The following is a 16,034-nucleotide window of genomic DNA, read 5'->3' as shown; positions in this document are numbered from 1 at the left end:
GCAACGGAGTTAAGCAATGAAACGGTTGAATCGCGACGAAATGGCTCAACGCGTGGCTCAGGACATTCCTGAGGGCGCTTATGTGAATCTCGGCATTGGCGTGCCGACGCTGGTGGCCAACCACCTCGATCCGAGCAAGGAAATCTTCCTGCACAGCGAGAACGGTCTGCTCGGCATGGGCCCGGCGCCCGCAGCCGGCGAAGAAGACGACGAACTCATCAACGCAGGCAAACAGCACGTCACGCTGCTCACGGGCGGCGCGTTCTTCCATCACGCGGATTCGTTCGCGATGATGCGCGGCGGCCACCTCGACTACTGCGTGCTCGGCGCGTTCCAGGTGTCGGTGAAGGGCGATCTGGCGAACTGGCACACCGGCGCGCCCGATGCGATTCCCGCAGTGGGCGGCGCAATGGATCTGGCGCTCGGCGCGAAGCAGGTGTTCGTCATGATGGAACTGCTGACGAAGCAGGGCGAAAGCAAGCTCGTGAGCGAGTGCTCGTACCCGGTGACGGGCGTGGGCTGCGTGGGCCGTATCTACACCGACCTCGCCGCTTTCGACGTGACGCCGGAAGGTCTTGCCGTGCGCGAGATCTATTCGGATATCGACTTCGACGCGCTGCAGAAGCTTGCCGGCGTGCCGCTGATCGACGCGACGCAGAACCGCCGCGCGGCTTAAACTGCCGTAACGCACTCGACTGTATGTGAATCAGCGTGGCGCGGCGTCTGGCGGCAATCGTCGCCGGGCGTCGCGCCATCTGCTTTTGTATGTGCGTACGAACATTGCCGTAGCGCGCATCCAGACTTTTTTCATATCGATCCATGATTGAACGCCTCACGAGCCTGATCTGCGGCACCGAGCCGATGAACGCCGTCTGGTCGCCCGACGCCACGCTGCAGCGCATGCTCGACGTGGAAGCGGCGCTCGCGCGTGCCTCGGCGGTTCATGGCGTGATTCCGCAGAGCGCCGTGGCCGCCATCGTTGCGACCTGCAAGGCCGACAAGCTCGACGCGCCAGCGCTCGCGCGCGATGCCGCGCTGGGCGGCAATCTGGCGATTCCGCTCGTCAAGCAATTGACGGCGCGCGTGAAGGACGCCGATCCCGAAGCCGCTAAATACGTGCACTGGGGCGCGACGAGCCAGGACATCATCGATACGGCCACGGTGCTGCAATTGCGCGATGCGCTCGCGCTGATCGAAGGCGGTCTTGACGCCACCTGCGAAAAGCTCGCCGATCTCGCCCGCGCACATCGTGCGACGCCGGCTGTTGGCCGCACCTGGCTCCAGCAAGCCTTGCCGATCACGCTCGGTCTGAAATTCGCGCAGTGGCTCGACACGCTGCTGCGTCATCGCGAACGTCTGGCGGCGCTGCGCGAACGCGCGCTGGTGCTGCAATTCGGCGGCGCGGCGGGCACGCTCGCGAGCCTGCGCGCTTCAGCCGCCAAGGTGAGCGCCGAACTCGCGAAGGACCTTGGGCTCACGCAGCCCGCACTACCGTGGCACACGCAGCGCGACCGTATCGCGGAAGCGGCGTCGTTCTTCGGCATGCTGATCGGTACGCTCGGCAAGATCGCGCGCGATATTTCGCTGCAGATGCAGACCGAAATCGGCGAACTGGGCGAGCCGGCGGCAGCGGGCAAGGGCGGTTCGTCGACCATGCCGCACAAGCGTAATCCGGTTGGTTGCGCGGCGGTGCTGACCGCCGCCACGCGCGCGCCGGGACTCGTCGCCACGGTGTTCGCGGGCATGGTGCAGGAGCATGAACGGGCGCTGGGCGGCTGGCAGGCCGAATGGGACGCACTGCCCGAACTCGCGCGCCTCGCGGGCGGCGCGCTCGCGCAGATCGAACAGATCGCGGGCGGCCTGGAAGTGCGGCCAGAGCGTCTCGCGGCCAATCTCGACGTCACGCACGGCCTGATTCTCGGCGAGGCGGTGATGCTGGCGCTGGGCGACCGCATCGGCCGGCTCGACGCGCATCATCTCGTTGAGCGCGCATCGAAATCGGCGGTGCAGTCGGGCCGTACGCTTTACGACGTGCTGGCGGAAGAACCCGCCGTCACGCAACACCTGGACGACGCGCGCCTGAAGGCGCTGCTCGATCCCGCCAATTACGTGGGCGAGGCGCACGCCTTTGTCGACGCAGTGCTCGCGGCTTATGCAACGGCCGCGCAGCGCTCGCCCGCATCTTCATCGCAGACTCATCAGGAGTAATTGCATGCCTTATGCAGCCGTCAACGACACGCAGCTGTTCTACCGCATCGATGGTGCCGAAAACACCTCGGCGCCGTGGCTGGTTCTGTCGAATTCGCTCGGTAGCGACGTGTCGATGTGGACGCCGCAGCTGGTCGAATTCTCGAAGCACTTCCGCGTGCTGCGCTACGACACGCGGGGTCATGGCCACTCGGCCGCGCCGCAGGGTCTGTACACGATCGAGCAACTGACCGGCGACGTGATCGGCCTGCTCGATCACCTTGGTATTGCACGCGCGCATTTCTGCGGCGTGTCGATGGGCGGCCTCACGGGCGTGGGTCTTGGCGCGCGTTTCGCGAGCCGCATCGATCGGCTGGTGCTTTGCAACACGGCCGCGAAGATCGGCTCGCCGCAAGTGTGGGAGCCGCGCGCGGCGAAGGCCCGCAACGAAGGCATGCTGGCGCTGGCGGACGCGGTGCTGCCGCGCTGGTTCACGGCGGAATTCATGGAGCGTAATCCGCTCGTGATCGCGCAGGCGCGCGACGTGTTCGTGCACACGGACAAGGATGGCTATGCTTCGAACTGCGAAGCATTGAACGCCGCCGATCTGCGTGGCGAAGCGCCGTCGATCCAGGCGCCGACGCTTGTGATCTCGGGCACACACGACCTGGCCGCGACGCCCGCGCAGGGCCGCGAGCTGGCCGAAGCGGTGCAGGGTGGCCGTTATGTCGAACTGAACGCCTCGCACATCTCGAACGTCGAGCTGACCGACGAGTTCAACAAGGTGGTGCTGAATTTCCTGCTGGAGTCGAAATGAACGAAGACGATCGCTACGAAGCCGGACTGAAAGTGCGTCGCGCCGTGCTGGGCGACGCGCACGTCGATCGCTCGATCGCCAATCGCACCGAGCTGACCGAAGAATTCCAGACGCTCATTTCGCGCTATGCGTGGGGCGAGATCTGGACCCGCGAGGGCTTGCCGCGCCACACGCGCAGCCTGCTGACGATCGCGATGATGGTCGCGCTCAACCGCAACGAGGAGCTGGCGCTCCATCTGCGCTCGGCGAAAAACAACGGCGTGACGCGCGACGAAATCAAGGAAGTGCTGCTGCAGACCGCGATTTATTGCGGCGTGCCGGCGGCCAACTCGGCGTTCCATCTCGCCGATACGATCTTCCGCGCGGAAGACGCTCCGGCCGCTGACAAGCCGGCCTGATAGTGGGTGACGAGGCGCGCGGGTTGCACAAGTTGCACTAGCGCCACGCGCCTCAGTAGCTGCTTACTCTTCGGCTTCACGCTCCGCCACGAACTGGCGCAGCACGGCAAGCACCGCGGCGTCTTCGGCGCGGCTGGCCTCGTCGCTGGCCGAACCTGCTTCCTCCTCTTCGCCCAGCAATGCTGGCGGCGCCGCGATCGTTTCAAGCTCGTGGCCTTCGCGGAACACGCGGATCGCGTGTGTCGCCGCCGTATATTCGGCCACCCAATGGACGCCTTCGATATGCGCGCCCACGCGGATCGGTGTCCTCATCGCCATTCCTCCCGCTTTGCGGTTGCCCTAATCCAAAACCATACGCCGATGCCGCGCGCCGTGCGCGATCCGTGATCGGACGGCTGGTTGCGCGCAGAAAGCAGAACGGCCCGCTCGAAGCGAGCGGGCCGTTGCGTCGGACTGGATCAGCCTGAAGCGCAGGACGCGTTACTGCACCTTCGCCAGCACCTCGCGCACCGTGCCGAACAGGCGCTCGATCTCTTCTTCGGTGATGATGAGCGGCGGCGAGAACGCCAGAATGTCGCCCGTGAAGCGGATCAGCACGCCCGCTTCGAAGCACTTCACGAACACCTCATAGGCGCGCGCGCCCGGAGCGCCGTCGCGCGAATCCAGTTCGATACCCGCAACGAGACCCAGGTTACGCACGTCCTTCACATGAGGTGCGTCGCACAGCGCGTGTGCGGCGGCTTCGAACTTCGGCGCGAGGCTGTGTGCGCGCTCGAACAGGCCTTCGCGGCGATACAGATCCTGCGTCGCGATGGCGGCAGCAGCAGCCAGCGGATGCGCCGAATACGTGTAGCCGTGGAACAGTTCGATCGCGCCCGGCGCGCCGCTGTTGACCACCGTGTCGTGAATCGTGCGGCTCACCGCGACGCCGCCCATCGGCACGGCCGCGTTGTTGATCGCCTTGGCCATCGTGATGATGTCGGGCGTGACGCCGAAGTACTCGCTCGCCGTGGCCTTGCCCAGACGGCCGAAGCCCGTGATGACTTCGTCGAAAATCAGCACGATGCCGTGCTTTGTGCAGATCTCGCGCAGACGTTGCAGATAGCCTTGCGGCGGAATCAGCACGCCGGTCGAACCGGCCACCGGCTCGACGATCACGGCGGCGATGGTCGACGCGTCGTGCAGCGCGACGATGCGTTCGAGGTCTTCCGCAAGATGCGCGCCCCAGGCCGGCTGGCCCTTGGTGAAGGCGTTGTGTTCGAGGTTATGCGTGTGCGGCAGATGATCGACGGCCGGCAGCAGCTGACCCGAAAACGTCTTGCGATTCGCGCCGATGCCGCCAACCGAAATCCCGCCGAAGCCCACGCCGTGATAGCCGCGCTCGCGGCCGATCAGCTTGGTGCGCTGGCCTTCGCCGCGCGAACGATGGTAGGCGAGAGCGATCTTCAGCGCCGTATCGACCGACTCCGAACCCGAGTTCGTGAAGAACACGCGATCCAGGCCTTCGGGCATGATTTCCGCGATCTTGCTGGCGGCCTCGAAAGCGAGCGGGTGGCCCATCTGGAAGGTGGGCGCGAAGTCGAGCTTACCTGCCTGCTGGGCGATCGCGGCGACGATTTCGTCGCGGCCGTGACCGGCGTTCACGCACCAGAGCCCCGCGCTGCCGTCCATCACCTCACGGCCGTCGGTAGTGCGGTAGTACATGCCCTTGGCCGATTCCAGCAGGCGCGGCGCGGCCTTGAACTGACGGTTGGCCGTAAAAGGCATCCAGAACGACGAAAGATCGTCGATGACGGGGCGCGAAGTCATGGGTTTCTCCTCCAAAGTGGTTGGACAGAATGTAGCGTCCGCGCTTGAAGGGCGGCATATACAGTCTCTATACTGCGCTGATAACCGTGCTGGACAATCTGCCGCAACTGTATTGGTCGACCTCTTTAGCTCCCTATGATCGAATTTGAACTGGAACGCGGGCGCGCAGCGGGCGCGACGCTCGTCGAGCAACTGGTGCGGGCCTTTGCGCAGGCCATCGAGACCAACTCGCTGCGCTCCGGCGCGCTGCTGCCGTCTGTGCGTCAACTGGCGCAATCGCACGAACTGTCCACCTATACGGTGACGGACGCGTATAACCGCCTGGTCTCGATGGGGCTGGTGGTGGCGCGGCGCGGCTCGGGCTACCGTGTGGCGCCGCGCCAGAGCGCGCCGCGCGCCGCCGACACCGGCTGGCAGCCGCCCGCGCTCACGGCCACCTGGCTGCTTTCGGACGTATACACGGATCATTCGGTGCCGATCAAGGCCGGCTGCGGCTGGATGCCCACCGAGTGGATCAACGAAACCGGCCTGCACCATGCCTTGCGCGCGACGAGCCGCGTGCCCGCCGCGCGGCTGGGCGACTACGGGCATCCCTATGGCTTTGCGCCGCTGCGCGAACGCATCGCCGCGCAACTGGACCGCCAGGGCTTGCCGATCGACGTTACGAACGTGCTGCTCACCCAGGGCGCGACTCAAGGCCTCGACCTGATCGTCCGTACGCTGCTGCGTCCGGGCGATGCGGTGCTCGTCGAAGATCCCGGCTACTGCAACTTGCTGCAGATCCTCAAGCTGGCCGGTGTCACGGTGCATGGTGTGCCGCGCACAGCCGCGGGCCTCGACATCGACGCGCTCGAACAGCAGGTCGCTGCGCACCGCCCGAAGGCGATCTTCGTCAACACGACGTTGCAGAACCCAACCGGCGCGACCTACACGATGGCCAACGCTTTCCGCCTGCTGCAGATCGCCGAGCGCGAGCGCATGTGGGTGGTGGAAGACGATGTGAGCCGCGAACTCGCGCCGCCGGGGGCGCCGCTGCTGGCGGCAATGGAAGGACTGCGCCGCGTGCTGTACGTGAGCGGCTTCTCGAAGACGGTCACGCCGTCGCTGCGCTGCGGCTACGTGGTCGCCGAGCGCGATGTGCTGCGCGAACTCGCGCGCGCGAAGATGGCGGTGGGGCTGACTTCGTCGGAGACGATCGAGCGCATCGTCGACAAGGTGCTGGTGGAAGGGCGCTATACGCGCCATGTCGAAATCGTCAACGAGCAGTTGAAGGCCGCGCACGCGACGCTGGAAGACCGTATCGATGCGCTCGGGCTCGAACCGTTCTGCCGGCCGCGCGCGGGCCTCTTCATGCTGGTGCGTTTGCCGGTGGAGGCCTCGCGGGCCAGCGCGATCGCGACGGCGGCGCTGCGCGACGGCATCTGGCTCGCGCCCGGTTCTTATTTCCGGCCTGACGACGAAGCCAGCGCCTGGTTCCGCCTCAATGCGCCGTATTCGCTCGACGACGCGCTCTGGCGTTTTATCGAGCGTGTCAGCAAGGCGGGTTGATCGGTAATCCTCATGAAACCGTTTAACGCTGCAGCAGATGCGCGAGCAACGGATACATCGACGCGACCAGCGACAGCGCCATGACGATGTTGAAGGCGCGCAGGCGGCGCGGGTCGGCGAGAAAACGGCGCATGCCGGTGCCGAACGCGGCCCACACGCAGATGCAGGGCAGGCCGACCACATAGAACACCACGGACATCGCCACGGTGTTCAGCCCGAAGTCGGTCGACAGACGGATCGTGGTGGCGGCCGTGAGCACCATCATCCAGGCCTTCGGATTGATCCACTGGAACGCAATGGCCTCATGAAAGCGCATGGGGCGGCGCTCGCCGGTCTTGATCTTGATGTCGCCCGAGGTGCCGATCTTCCAGGCCAGCCACAGCAGATAGGCCACGCTCGCGGTTTCCAGCACCGTATAGAGCACCGGAATGCGCCGGAACACTTCGCCCAGCCCAAAGCCCACCGACAGCATGAGCACCACGACGCCTGCGCTGATGCCCAGCATATGCGGCACCGTGCGCCGGAAGCCGAAGTTGACGCCGGAGGTGAGCAGCATCGTGTTGTTGGGGCCGGGCGTGATGGACGTGACGACCACGAACAGCATGCCTGCGGGCAGGGCGCTGAGCATTTCGGGCAGCATGGGCTAAAGGCTCCAGGGAAAGGATGGCGATCCTGACGATCGTGTCGAGCCAGTGTAGCGAGAGGTTTCGGTACAGTACCGGTACAGATTGTCAGTCGGACGCCGGTACGGAGTGGGGGACGATTTCGGCAGATTGTCTGTCACCGTCAGCCATGTGGCATACGCGCGAAATTCCGTAGATCGACGGGGTTGCAACAACATTCATCAACGATCTGTAAACTTCGTCGATCAACCTGTTAAAAACAGGGTTACACCATTTTTGACATTTTTTAAGATTCGCTTAAGAAACGTCCTTTAGTCTCGGTACCTTCGCTCATCGGCGCTGCAACGGTGCCGGTGTCTCATCGAAAGTGGCGCTTCGCGCGCGGCTTTCTGTCAAAGCAATCCGTATTCAGTAGATGCCCAAGCTCGTATCGACGACATCTTCGGGAGTCGCGGGCAAAGCGTTCATCGTGGCCGCTCTCAGCACGGCCTGCACAGCATGGCTTTCGCACCAGATGCCGAGCCAGTCCGTCGATGTCTCGCTGCACGCGTCCGACGACATGCCTGAGCAGCTGGCGCGTCGTGCATCCGCACCCGTTGCCGCTTCTGTTCCTGCTCCTGTCCTCGCGCCTCCCGCCGCGCCCGCTTTCCATGTGGAAACCGTCAAGGTCACGCATAGCTTTTCCGAAGCCGCTGACCAGTTGGGCATCGACGCCGCAACCGTCGCGAAGCTCGCCCATGCGCTGGAAGGGCGTGTCGATTTCCGCCGCGATCTGCGCCCCGGCAGCGAAGTGCGCTTCGTGTTCCGTAACGACGCGACTGCCGCCACGGCAACCGCTGCGTCCGCGGCATCGGGTGCGTCGGACGCCAGCGCCACGCCCGTCGCCATGCGTATCTCGACGGGTAAGGAATCGCACGACCTGTTCCTCTTTCGCAAGCTCGACGGCAAGGCGTTCTATTACTCCGCCGACGGTCAGCCGGCCGCGCCGACCTTCCTGCGCTATCCCGTGAATTTCACGCGCGTGTCGTCGGAGTTTTCGCCGCTGCGCCTGGACCCCGTCACGCATCGCTGGGCGGCGCACGAAGGCGTCGATCTCGCCGCGCCCATCGGCACGCCCGTGCGCGCGACGGCGCAAGGCACGGTGACGTTCGCGGGTTGGGAGATTGGCTATGGTCGCGTCATCAAGATCCAGAACTTCGGCGACTATTCGACGACCTTCGCGCATCTCTCGCGTTTCGCGAAGTCGCTGCGCGCCGGGGCGAAGGTGCAGCAGGGCCAGGTGATCGGCTACGTCGGCAAGACCGGCTGGGCGACCGGCCCGCATCTGCACTACGAAGTCCACGTCGACAATGTGCCGCAGGACCCGCTCACGGTCGATCTGCCCGTGCGCACGGCGCTGGACGGCACCGACAGGACGCAGTTCGCGCAGCAGGTCCAGAAGCTCGCGCCGATGCTCTAAGTCGCGCCGCCGTGCGCGGTTTTCGTCTTCAGGGCGTCAGCGTTATGGACTACAGTGCGAGAGCACGCAGGTACGCGTGACCCTCCACCAAGGAGCACTAGCCATGACGACCGGGCACGGGCAACACCCCTCATCCGTCGTGACGCTCAAGAGCGCACACGACTTCGACGCGACAATCGCCCGTATCAAAACCGCGCTCGACGGCGTGGGCGCCGTCGTATTCGCCGACGTGGACCAGCGCGAGGCCGCAGAACTCGCGGGCCTCGATCTGCGTCGCACGCGCCTGATCCTGTTTGGCAATCCGAAGGCGGGCACGCCGATCATGGCGGCCAATCCGCATTCGGCGCTCGAATTGCCGCTGCGCCTCGTGGTCTGGGAAGACGACACGGGCCACACTCATGTGGACTACCGCGACGTGGCGCAGACGCTCGGGCCGCTCTACGCTATCGCGCCCGAATTGCTCGCGCCGCTGCAACGCATCGCCGGGATGTTGCAGAACACGGTGCAATGAGTTTGTCGCGCACGTAATCAGGCAGTTAAATCATTGAGGCGTGCTGCGCGCTTATTCTTTCGCGCGCAGTGAACCCGCGCCCGATTTATGTAAGGCGGGCGGTCAGTCCATATAGCGACAAAACACCTTCTATGAAGGCATTTCGCGCTGTCGCGTCAATGCCTTCATTTTCATAAAATCACTGCCCGAAATAAATATCGCAGTCCGAACGAGGCCAGCAGGGCTTGCCGATGCGATGCCCCGAGGCGCCACGCGTATCGGGCATGCCGCCATACGACATATCGGTGCCGGCCTGCGCGCTTGCGTTCGCGTCATCGGTCATCGTCTGATGCGCGCGGTCCTGCGAAATGGGCTCGTCCTTCGCTTGCGCCGTCCCGGGCGCGGTTGCGGTCGCCACCGTCACGATGGCGGCGAGAAACGCCAATCGGATCTTCATTTCCACACTCCTTCTTGAAACGCCGGGGCCACGAGACACGATGCCCCGACGCGCGCATGCGACGCTTGCGCGCCGTGCGCACTCGAGAGGAAGGCCGGAATGCCGGCGCGGACGCCAGGCTGCCGAACGTGTTAGCTAAGGCCTTACCAGAGGCCTTACGGAGTTGGACTCGCCTCCGCCGGTTCGGGAGACGGCGCAGCGAGGCGCGGCGCAAGAAGAAGGGATAGAGCGGGCGCGCAGAGAACGTCCACGCTGCAATTCCAGTTATAGCTCGCGCCTGAAAGAACACAAAACGCGCCTTCCCACATGTTGCTTTTTTCACCCATTTCTTTCTGAATTGAAATATATCGAAAGGATAAGGAAATGTAATGGTCGCTGTGTAGTCATGTTCGGATGTTGTAATTCGCTCGCCCTGATGTCTGGCGCATCACCTGAAACGCGCTCAATACGAAAGGCAAGCCCACACGTCTTTTTGACGCGTCCAGGACTCTAAAACCAACTCGAAGAATCGATGGAGCCCAACAACATGTACCGCCGAGCATTACTCGCCGTGCCGTGCGCTGGCCTTGCTGCCGCACTGTTCGCGTGCGGCAGCAGCAACTCGAACAATGGGTCGTCGGCTGCTGCGACCGTGTCCGCGCAAGACGCGCTTGCGACCAACACGCCGATCAAGCACCTTGTGGTGATCTACGGCGAAAACGTCTCGTTCGACCACTACTTCGCCACCTATCCGAACTCGACGAATCCGTCGGGCGAGCCGGCTTTCTCGGCCGCTTCGGGTACGCCGGGCGTCAATGGTCTGTCGGGCTCGCTGCTCACGTCGAACCCCAACTTCACGAACACGAACAACGGTACGGGCGCTGCCAACCCTTTCCGTCTGGACCGTTCGCAGGCCGCCACCGCCGACCAGAACCACGCCTACACGGCCGAGCAGCAAGCCGGCGACAACGGCGCGCTCGACCTGTTCCCGAAGTACACGGGTAGCGGCACGAGCGGCGGCGCAGGCGCCTTCGGCACGAAGGGCCAGGTGATGGGCTACTACGACGGCAACACCGTCACGGCGCTGTGGAACTACGCGCAGAAGTACGCGATGAGCGACAACGCGTGGACCTCGACCTACGGTCCGTCGACGCCGGGCGCGCTCGAAGTGGTGTCGGGCCAGACCAACGGTCTCGAACTCGTCAACACGTCGAAGCAGCCGGCCACGGCCACGACCTCGTCCTATTACATCCAGGACGGCGCAGGCGGCCTCACGATGATCAACGACGTCGACCCGGGCTATGACACCTGCTCGAGCACGACCGATTCGGGCATGATCAACGCGCTCAACATCGGCGACCTGCTGAACGCGCAGAAGATCAGCTGGGGCGGCTTCATGGGCGGCTTCAACCTGCAGACCGTGAACTCGAACGGCACCACGGGTTGCAAGCGCAGCACGATCGCCACCGCCGTGAACGCGGCAACGGCCGACTACATCCCGCACCACAACTGGTTCCAGTACTTCAAGTCGACGTCGAACCCGCAGCACACGCGTCCGAGCTCGACGGCCGCGATCGGTTCGAGCCTCGAAACCGACGGCAAGACGGCTGAGCCGGCGAACCACCAGTACGACACGGATGACTTCTTTGCCGCTGTGAAGGCCGGCAACTATCCGTCGGTGAACTTCCTGAAGGCTCCGGCCGCACAGGACGCGCACGCTGGCTACTCGGACCCGCTCGACGAGCAGGCATTCGTCACGAAGGTCGTGAACTTCCTGATGCAGCAGCCGGACTGGAAGAACACGCTCGTCGTCGTGACCTATGACGATTCGGACGGCTGGTACGACCATCAGTACATGGCGCCGGTTCGCTCGTCGATGGCGGCAGCCGACCAGCTCAACGGCAGCGGCGTGTGCGGTTCGGGCACGCAGCCCACGGGTGTGACGGGCGCGCCGGTCAACGGCCGCTGCGGTCCGGGCACGCGTATCCCGTTCGTGGTGATCTCGCCGTATGCGAAGGCGAATTACGTCGACCACACCTTCATCGACCAGGCTTCGGTGGTGCGCTTCATCGAAGACAACTGGCTTGGCGGTGCACGTCTGGGCGGCGGTTCGTTCGACGCCACGGCGGGCGACATGCGCGGCATGCTGAACCTGACGGGCACGGCCAACACGACGCCGCTGTACCTCGACGGCACGCTCGGCACGCAGTTGAGCTCCGCACCGGCGATGTAATCGCTGCCCGGCGCGAGACCCGGTTCCGCGCGCTTCGATCGACGTGATTCGAAGCGTGCGCGAACCCGGCTCCCGCGCCGGGTTTTCGCCGTTTTTCAGGCCGGTTCCGCTAACGAGAACCGGCGCAGGTAGAGCCCGACGCCGTGTCGCGCGCCACCGGTCATCACCGGAGCGCCCACGGCTTTCGGCATTTTTGTCCCGCCAGGAAGAACGCTTCATGTCCGAGCTTTCCGCATCGCCCACTCCGTCTTCTCCCAAGCCTCGCGCGACGGCGAAGCCCGCGCGCCTCGTGCTGCGCGCCGCTGCCGCTGTCGTGATCGCCGCGCTGGGTTTCTGTGCCTACGCCGCGGCGTTTCCCGCCAGCGTGCCCGAGCCGGTGGGCGAGATCGTCGAGAATCTGACCGGCGCGAATCCGCATCCGGTCGTGCTGCAGCGCCCGCCGGTCGCGCCGCTGTCGGCGATGGCGCAACTCGGCAAGCAGCTCTTTTTCGACCCGACGCTCTCCGCTTCGGGCAAGCAGTCGTGCGCGTCGTGTCATAGCCCCGATCACGCTTATGGGCCGCCCAACGGACTCGACGTGCAGAAGGGCGGTCTCGCTATGGCGCAGCAGGGCTATCGTCCGCCGCCTTCGCTGATGTACCTGTATCGCCAGCCGAATTTCAGCATCGGCCCCGATGCAGGCGAAAACGACGACGCCCCGACGGTCGCGCAGCAGGCTACCGCCGCAGCCAATGTCGTGAAATCGCAGAAGACGGCAGGTGGCGCCTCGACCTCGGTGGAAATGGTGCCGCAGGGCGGGCTGTTCTGGGACGGTCGCGCCGACACGCTGCAGCAACAGGCCTATGGCCCGCTGCTCAATCCGGTGGAAATGGCCAACACCAGCGTCGATGCGGTTGCCGACAAGCTGCAAAAAGCGCCCTACGCAAAGCGTTTCAACGAATTGTTCGGAGCACGAATCTTTGACGATCGCAAACTGACGGTGGCCGAAGCGATGTTCGCGATCTCGCGCTATCAGGTGGAAGATCCGTCGTTCCATCCGTATAACAGCAAGTACGATCGCTGGCTCGAAGGCCGTGCGCATCTAAGCCAGGCCGAGTTGCATGGGCTGCGTCTGTTCAACGATCCGGACAAGGCGAATTGCGCCGGCTGCCACTTGTCGAAGCCTGGCAAAGACGGCCTGCCGCCGATGTTCACCGATTACCAGTACGAGGCGCTGGGCGTACCGCGCAATCGCAAGCTCGCACAGAACCAGGATGCGAAGTTTTTTGATCTGGGCGTATGCGGGCCGTTCCGCGCGGACTTCAAGGACCAGACGCAATACTGCGGCATGTTCCTCACGCCGACGCTGCGCAACACAAGTACGCGTACGGTGTTCTTCCACAACGGCATTTATCACAACCTCGATCAGGTGATGGCGTTCTACAACGAGCGCAATACCGATCCGGGCAAGTTCTATCCGCATGGCGCCGACGGCAAGATCGATAAATACGACGATATTCCGCCGCAATTCCAGAAGAACGTGGATGTGACCGATGCGCCGTTCGATCGCAAGTTCGGCGACAAGCCCGCCATGAGCGCCGACGATATCCGCGATATCGAGGCTTTCCTGAAGACGCTTAACGACGATCCGCCCGCGTCGAATTAAGCGTTATCTGCAGGTCCTTTAGTCAGCGGCCCGCGCCATCACGGTGCGGGCCGCTGTGTTTTCATTAGACAAATGCGATGGAATACGCGAAGCAATTCTCTGCACGCACGGCTATTTCTCACGCAGCAACGTTCCCCTAGCCCGCGTATCGCGAGCGAGTTTTTCCTTTTTGGCAAACGTTTGCAGGCTGGCTATCAAGTCGGACGAAAAATGGCCGAAAACGCGCATGTAGCCATGCAACTCTGGAGATTGGGACGTGAAGCGCGTTGTCTTCTTACTCGCCGTACTTGCCGTGACAGGCTGCGCGCAATTGCATCCGGCCGATTCGGCGCAGGCTGGCAAGGCCGCTGTTTCGAACGCGATCCTGCGCTTCGATATTCCCGCCGATGCGCTCGGCGCGCGCGATCCGCAATTGAGCGCCGTGCTTGCCAAGGCGGGTGCATTGGCCGCCGCGCAGAAGCACACGGCGCTGATCCGCGTGACCGCGCTCGGCCAGGATCTTCGCTATATCAACGAAGCCATCTGGAAGGGCGTACCGGTGCATCAGGCTAACAAGCCGGTGCTGGAAAACCTCACGGCCGGTGCGAACCAGACGTACAGCGTGTCGATCGAGCCGCTGCAGTCGGGCCCGGCGGCGCAAGCCGCACAAGTTGCGCAATCGGGAGGCTGACGGGATGCGCATGATCGCTTTCGCGGGAGCCGCGTGGCTCCTCTCTACCGCTGCTACGACCGCCTGGGCGGGGCAGGACACAGCAGGCGCGGGTCTACAGGCCTCGGCGGGCTTTTCCGCTGCGCCCGCCAACGACAAGGTTTATCCGCCGCTGCCCACGCTCGCCATGCTGCCGCCTTCGGACAGCGAGGACGGCGATGTGCCTGCGCCGCGTTCGTCTTCGCACAAAAAGAAACTGCGCCAGCACGACTTGCGCCCCGTCGGCCCGACGGCGCGCCTCGTGGTCTCCGATGCGTCGCGCAGCTACCTCAAGGACATCGAGCACCAGCTCGACGTCGCCTTGGCGCATTAATCAGGGGAACGGGCGATGTCTGAAAACAAGTCTCGCGCGCGCATGCGTGCCTTGGGCGTTGTGCTTCTTGCGGCTGCCGCGCTGGGTGTTTCGTCGGCGAGAGCTGCAACGTCTGAAAACGACTGCTTCGAAAAAGCGGGTGCCTATCAAGGCGTGAATCCGCTCGTGCTGCGCGCGGTGGCGTGGCGCGAATCGAAAGGCGACGCGGCCGCGGTGAACCGCAACACCAACGGTTCGATCGATGTCGGCCAGGCGCAGATCAATTCGATTCATTTTCCCGAGCTGGCGCGTCAGGGCATTCCGCATCGCGCGCTGACCGATCCGTGCGTGAATATCTTCGTGGCCGCGTGGCTTCTGAAGCAGAAGATGGTGCGCTACGGCAACACGTGGCGCGCGATCGGTGCTTATCACTCGGAATCGCCCGGCGAGCGCGACGCCTACGCGCGCAGTATTCAGGCGATTCTCGTGAGCTGGGGGCAATTACAGCCCAATCGATGATTGGCCTGCCGGCTCGCTGCGCGACTGATTCGCGTGCGCGAGATGAATCGTCACGATAATCGAGGCGTCGTCGAGCGCTTCGAGCGAGTGCGCTTCGCCTGTGTTCAGCAACAGCATGTCGCCCGCGTGCATCGTGCGGGCTTCGCCGTTGATGAAAAAGCGGATCACGCCTTCCACGCACAACACGGTGATTTCACCGGGCGCGCGATGCTCCGGCAAGCGCTTGCCGGCGGGCAGCACGATACGGATGACTTCGAGGTGCGACGCGCGAATCAGCGTGATCGTTTTCGCGTTCTTGAGGGCGGCGCCAAGCGGGCGGACGTCGAAGACCTCGCCCGGTGCGGCATGAGGAATGGCCATGACGGTTTCTCCACCAGAGCGGCCGGACCGGCGCGGGTGAGCGTGGCCAGTCCGCCGCGTGACTGCAAATGCGGGTTTAGTCTGCGAGCTTCGCGTTCAACGTGATTTTTGCGTTGTTGGCAAACAGCTTCGAAACCGGGCAGTTTTCCTTGGCGCCGGTGGCGAGCTTTTCGAAGGTCGCCTGATCGATGCCGGGGATCTTTGCGGTCATGTCGAGCTGGCAGGCCGTGATCGAAAAGCCTTCGCCCACTTTCTCCAGCGTAACCGTCGATTTCGTTTCGATGCTGTCGGCTTTAAAGCCCGCTTCCGTGAGGAACAGCGAAAACGCCATCGTGAAGCAGCCCGCATGCGCCGCGCCGATCAGTTCTTCCGGGTTGGTGCCCGGACCGCCTTCGAAACGCGAGGCGAAGCCATACGGTGCGTCGCGCAGCACGCCGGTCTGGGTCGAAATGCTGCCCTGACCGTCCTTGATGCCGCCGTGCCATTTGGCGCTTGCCGTCTTGTGCATG

18 protein-coding genes are annotated in these 16,034 nt (G+C 64.0%); 12 read left to right on the top strand and 6 right to left on the bottom strand.

The window, feature by feature from the left end; genetic code table 11:
- Positions 1–16 precede the first annotated feature (16 nt).
- The 4 genes from VG320_RS26230 to pcaC all read left to right on the top strand — a co-directional run bounded on the left by VG320_RS26230 (position 17) and on the right by pcaC (position 3,402).
- On the top strand, positions 17–676 hold the full coding sequence (locus VG320_RS26230; protein ID WP_327202984.1) for a 3-oxoacid CoA-transferase subunit B: 660 nt from the start codon (positions 17–19) through the stop codon (positions 674–676).
- A gap of 143 nt (positions 677–819) precedes the next feature.
- The gene (locus VG320_RS26225; RefSeq protein WP_327202983.1) at positions 820–2,208 is read left to right on the top strand and encodes a 3-carboxy-cis,cis-muconate cycloisomerase; all 1,389 of its coding nucleotides are present in this window, start codon (positions 820–822) and stop codon (positions 2,206–2,208) included.
- Positions 2,209–2,212: 4 nt separating this feature from the next.
- Positions 2,213–3,004 (top strand): 3-oxoadipate enol-lactonase, encoded by a 792-nt coding sequence (gene pcaD / locus VG320_RS26220; RefSeq protein ID WP_327202982.1) that lies wholly within the window; start codon positions 2,213–2,215, stop codon positions 3,002–3,004.
- Positions 3,001–3,402, top strand: a complete 402-nt coding sequence (pcaC, locus tag VG320_RS26215) for a 4-carboxymuconolactone decarboxylase (protein ID WP_327202981.1) — start codon at positions 3,001–3,003, stop codon at positions 3,400–3,402. The genes pcaD and pcaC overlap by 4 nt, the downstream gene beginning before the upstream one ends.
- A gap of 63 nt (positions 3,403–3,465) precedes the next feature.
- On the opposite strand, the gene VG320_RS26210 is transcribed toward pcaC, so the two are convergent.
- Both VG320_RS26210 and VG320_RS26205 read right to left on the bottom strand, forming a co-directional pair.
- A complete protein-coding gene (locus VG320_RS26210; RefSeq protein WP_327202980.1) occupies positions 3,466–3,714 on the bottom strand; it encodes a hypothetical protein in 249 nt (82 codons plus the stop codon).
- A 168-nt stretch (positions 3,715–3,882) separates the two neighbouring features.
- Entirely contained in the window at positions 3,883–5,211 is a 1,329-nt protein-coding gene (locus tag VG320_RS26205; protein WP_327202979.1) for an aspartate aminotransferase family protein, read from the bottom strand.
- Between the two features lie 135 nt (positions 5,212–5,346).
- Between VG320_RS26205 and VG320_RS26200 the strand changes: the two genes are divergently transcribed.
- The gene (locus VG320_RS26200; RefSeq protein ID WP_327202978.1) at positions 5,347–6,759 is read left to right on the top strand and encodes a PLP-dependent aminotransferase family protein; all 1,413 of its coding nucleotides are present in this window, start codon (positions 5,347–5,349) and stop codon (positions 6,757–6,759) included.
- Positions 6,760–6,781: 22 nt separating this feature from the next.
- Here VG320_RS26200 and VG320_RS26195 read toward each other — a convergent pair whose 3' ends face one another.
- Positions 6,782–7,399 (bottom strand): LysE family translocator, encoded by a 618-nt coding sequence (locus VG320_RS26195; protein WP_327202977.1) that lies wholly within the window; start codon positions 7,397–7,399, stop codon positions 6,782–6,784.
- A 497-nt stretch (positions 7,400–7,896) separates the two neighbouring features.
- Between VG320_RS26195 and VG320_RS26190 the strand changes: the two genes are divergently transcribed.
- Together VG320_RS26190 and VG320_RS26185 are read left to right on the top strand one after the other, a co-directional pair.
- Positions 7,897–8,841: a peptidoglycan DD-metalloendopeptidase family protein gene (locus VG320_RS26190; RefSeq protein WP_327202976.1), complete on the top strand. Its 945-nt coding sequence runs from the start codon at positions 7,897–7,899 to the stop codon at positions 8,839–8,841.
- 103 nt (positions 8,842–8,944) lie between these two features.
- Complete coding sequence (locus VG320_RS26185; RefSeq protein WP_327202975.1) at positions 8,945–9,352, top strand: DUF302 domain-containing protein; 408 nt, start codon at positions 8,945–8,947, stop codon at positions 9,350–9,352.
- 178 nt (positions 9,353–9,530) lie between these two features.
- Here VG320_RS26185 and VG320_RS26180 read toward each other — a convergent pair whose 3' ends face one another.
- On the bottom strand, positions 9,531–9,788 hold the full coding sequence (locus VG320_RS26180) for a hypothetical protein (RefSeq protein ID WP_327202974.1): 258 nt from the start codon (positions 9,786–9,788) through the stop codon (positions 9,531–9,533).
- Between the two features lie 526 nt (positions 9,789–10,314).
- Between VG320_RS26180 and VG320_RS26175 the strand changes: the two genes are divergently transcribed.
- The 5 genes from VG320_RS26175 to VG320_RS26155 all read left to right on the top strand — a co-directional run bounded on the left by VG320_RS26175 (position 10,315) and on the right by VG320_RS26155 (position 15,165).
- A complete protein-coding gene (locus tag VG320_RS26175; RefSeq protein ID WP_327202973.1) occupies positions 10,315–12,000 on the top strand; it encodes an alkaline phosphatase family protein in 1,686 nt (561 codons plus the stop codon).
- A gap of 217 nt (positions 12,001–12,217) precedes the next feature.
- Positions 12,218–13,645: a cytochrome-c peroxidase gene (locus VG320_RS26170; protein WP_327202972.1), complete on the top strand. Its 1,428-nt coding sequence runs from the start codon at positions 12,218–12,220 to the stop codon at positions 13,643–13,645.
- Between the two features lie 256 nt (positions 13,646–13,901).
- On the top strand, positions 13,902–14,315 hold the full coding sequence (locus VG320_RS26165) for a hypothetical protein (protein ID WP_327202971.1): 414 nt from the start codon (positions 13,902–13,904) through the stop codon (positions 14,313–14,315).
- A 4-nt stretch (positions 14,316–14,319) separates the two neighbouring features.
- Positions 14,320–14,667: a hypothetical protein gene (locus tag VG320_RS26160; protein WP_327202970.1), complete on the top strand. Its 348-nt coding sequence runs from the start codon at positions 14,320–14,322 to the stop codon at positions 14,665–14,667.
- 15 nt (positions 14,668–14,682) lie between these two features.
- Positions 14,683–15,165 carry a lytic transglycosylase domain-containing protein gene (locus VG320_RS26155; protein WP_327202969.1) on the top strand — a complete coding sequence of 161 codons (483 nt, stop codon included), beginning with the start codon at positions 14,683–14,685 and terminating at the stop codon, positions 15,163–15,165.
- On the opposite strand, the gene VG320_RS26150 is transcribed toward VG320_RS26155, so the two are convergent.
- The gene (locus VG320_RS26150) at positions 15,148–15,525 is read right to left on the bottom strand and encodes a cupin domain-containing protein (RefSeq protein ID WP_327202968.1); all 378 of its coding nucleotides are present in this window, start codon (positions 15,523–15,525) and stop codon (positions 15,148–15,150) included. The two genes, VG320_RS26155 and VG320_RS26150, sit on opposite strands and share 18 nt — an antisense overlap.
- A 76-nt stretch (positions 15,526–15,601) precedes the next feature.
- On the bottom strand, positions 15,602–16,033 hold the full coding sequence (locus VG320_RS26145) for an OsmC family protein (protein ID WP_327202967.1): 432 nt from the start codon (positions 16,031–16,033) through the stop codon (positions 15,602–15,604).
- Between the last annotated feature and the right edge of the window lies 1 nt (position 16,034).

Origin of the sequence: Paraburkholderia sp. (assembly GCF_035948235.1) — a bacterium.
Lineage (GTDB): Bacteria > Pseudomonadota > Gammaproteobacteria > Burkholderiales > Burkholderiaceae > Paraburkholderia.
The sequence above is the reverse complement of the archived record's forward strand: the minus strand, read 5'-3'. Positions and strand labels throughout refer to the sequence as shown.

Bases quoted from the DNA above. Each gene is read 5' to 3' on its own strand.
- VG320_RS26205 (WP_327202979.1), bottom strand. From the start codon at position 5,211: ATGACTTCGCGCCCCGTCATCGACGATCTTTCGTCGTTCTGGATGCCT.
- VG320_RS26180 (WP_327202974.1), bottom strand. From the start codon at position 9,788: ATGAAGATCCGATTGGCGTTTCTCGCCGCCATCGTGACGGTGGCGACC.
- VG320_RS26145 (WP_327202967.1), bottom strand. From the start codon at position 16,033: ATGCACAAGACGGCAAGCGCCAAATGGCACGGCGGCATCAAGGACGGT.
- VG320_RS26160 (WP_327202970.1), top strand. From the start codon at position 14,320: ATGCGCATGATCGCTTTCGCGGGAGCCGCGTGGCTCCTCTCTACCGCT.
- VG320_RS26230 (WP_327202984.1), top strand. From the start codon at position 17: ATGAAACGGTTGAATCGCGACGAAATGGCTCAACGCGTGGCTCAGGAC.
- VG320_RS26150 (WP_327202968.1), bottom strand. From the start codon at position 15,525: ATGGCCATTCCTCATGCCGCACCGGGCGAGGTCTTCGACGTCCGCCCG.
- VG320_RS26175 (WP_327202973.1), top strand. From the start codon at position 10,315: ATGTACCGCCGAGCATTACTCGCCGTGCCGTGCGCTGGCCTTGCTGCC.
- pcaC (WP_327202981.1), top strand. From the start codon at position 3,001: ATGAACGAAGACGATCGCTACGAAGCCGGACTGAAAGTGCGTCGCGCC.
- VG320_RS26185 (WP_327202975.1), top strand. From the start codon at position 8,945: ATGACGACCGGGCACGGGCAACACCCCTCATCCGTCGTGACGCTCAAG.
- VG320_RS26195 (WP_327202977.1), bottom strand. From the start codon at position 7,399: ATGCTGCCCGAAATGCTCAGCGCCCTGCCCGCAGGCATGCTGTTCGTG.
- pcaD (WP_327202982.1), top strand. From the start codon at position 2,213: ATGCCTTATGCAGCCGTCAACGACACGCAGCTGTTCTACCGCATCGAT.
- VG320_RS26200 (WP_327202978.1), top strand. From the start codon at position 5,347: ATGATCGAATTTGAACTGGAACGCGGGCGCGCAGCGGGCGCGACGCTC.
- VG320_RS26155 (WP_327202969.1), top strand. From the start codon at position 14,683: ATGTCTGAAAACAAGTCTCGCGCGCGCATGCGTGCCTTGGGCGTTGTG.
- VG320_RS26190 (WP_327202976.1), top strand. From the start codon at position 7,897: ATGCCGAGCCAGTCCGTCGATGTCTCGCTGCACGCGTCCGACGACATG.
- VG320_RS26225 (WP_327202983.1), top strand. From the start codon at position 820: ATGATTGAACGCCTCACGAGCCTGATCTGCGGCACCGAGCCGATGAAC.
- VG320_RS26170 (WP_327202972.1), top strand. From the start codon at position 12,218: ATGTCCGAGCTTTCCGCATCGCCCACTCCGTCTTCTCCCAAGCCTCGC.
- VG320_RS26210 (WP_327202980.1), bottom strand. From the start codon at position 3,714: ATGAGGACACCGATCCGCGTGGGCGCGCATATCGAAGGCGTCCATTGG.